The 1,404-nt window shown below is 40.5% G+C and carries 2 protein-coding genes and 1 pseudogene; all 3 read right to left on the bottom strand.

What is annotated here, in order from left to right; all coding sequences use genetic code 11:
* Window positions 1-75 precede the first annotated feature (75 nt).
* Window positions 76-378: pseudogene (locus AC1EK4_RS11915) on the bottom strand (nucleotidyl transferase AbiEii/AbiGii toxin family protein); the annotation flags it as partial.
* Window positions 375-1,085 (bottom strand): DUF6577 family protein, encoded by a 711-nt coding sequence (locus AC1EK4_RS11910; RefSeq protein WP_480358411.1) that lies wholly within the window; start codon window positions 1,083-1,085, stop codon window positions 375-377. The gene AC1EK4_RS11910 and the pseudogene AC1EK4_RS11915, both read right to left, overlap by 4 nt.
* Window positions 1,086-1,181: 96 nt before the next feature.
* On the bottom strand, window positions 1,182-1,404 hold a 223-nt coding region (locus tag AC1EK4_RS11905), incomplete at its 5' end, for a helix-turn-helix domain-containing protein (RefSeq protein WP_480358409.1).

The following is a 1,404-nucleotide window of genomic DNA, read 5'->3' as shown; positions in this document are numbered from 1 at the left end:
GTGGGTCTCATTATTTTAACCTTACTGGGTCTAAAATACTTGCCAGCGTGGGTCAAATTAGTGTGGCTTTTCCAGCTGCCGCTCATCAAGGGTCTTAGATATGAAGCCGAACTTTTCTATATCTTTCAAATATGGCTCAATATCCGTCCCGGGTGGGCAGATAATGTCAATGTCGATGGATAGTCGGTGAGCGGACTCACCCAAAATAAGCATCAGAGCCGAACCGCCCTTGAAACAGAAAGAGCAACCTGACAATTTCAGCATCTCCAACAGCGACATTGCCCTGATAACTTTCTCTATCAGATTCAGGTCTTTATACTTGTTACGCACAGAAATGGATTTTATCCACTCGGTCGTCATACATTCTTTCTTGATCATACAAATTCCTTGATATATTTTTCTATTTGCGGTTTAATATTGCGCCGTGACGCATATCGCCGTAACATGCCAATATTTACATTATAGTTGGTAAAGGCATTCTGCATCATGTACAAGGACTCTTGACCTTGCAAGTAGAAGAAATCCCTGTCACATTGGATATCAACCAAGAGTTTCTCAATTCTTGGTACATTTATGCCGTTTACTTCCTGTATGGGCGATTCTGAAACAAGAGGCTTCACAATAAAGGAACTTTTGTCCAACCGGATATAATCGGACATAATATCCTCCTTTGGCGAAAGGAAACTGCGTTCGTACATATCCTGTACAAAGTGGAAAATGGTTTCAGTGGCATCGCGCTCCGTTTCTATATAGATATTGTTGTTGTACGACAGGTGATGCTGCAAGTCTGACAGTATTTCGCCGTTATAAACACAAAAGTCCAATAAGGGATATTCCACCTTTAATTTCTTATACAATCGAATGGAGCGAGCATTAGGAACAGGACGGAAAATGGCTTTAGGGATTGTTGTATACACTCCTTTGCTTATTCTGAATATTTTTTTTTCGTCCAGCAACTTGCGTAAGTGCCAAGACAACATCTTCTTGGAAAGTTCAATCTTCCCAGAAAGATACTCAGACAAGTCATTCGTTCTGAATTCCTTGTTGGTGTTTGCAAAATCTACAATTATATTACTGACATTCATTCTGCTATCACTAATGGTCCGGTACAAAGATAGTTAGATTTTGGCAATAAAACAAATATACTGCCAAAATCTAACACATCAGTATGTCGTCTGCTGCTACCAGCCATCTCGTTTACGCAACATTTCATCTATCTCTTCCCGAAGGAAAAGCAATCGTCCGTTAGCTTTGAGATAAGGAATCTTCCCTGCCCACACCCAGTTGTAGATGGTCTTTTGTTCTACTTTGAGTATCTTGGATACATCTGGAAAAGCCACACTAATTTGACCCACGCTGGCAAGTATTTTAGACCCAGTAAGGTTAAAATAATGAGACCCACCT

This window comes from Prevotella sp. C0026C3 (genome assembly GCF_056590795.1).
Note: the sequence above shows the minus strand (reverse complement) of the source record. Positions and strands in the feature narration are given on the sequence as shown.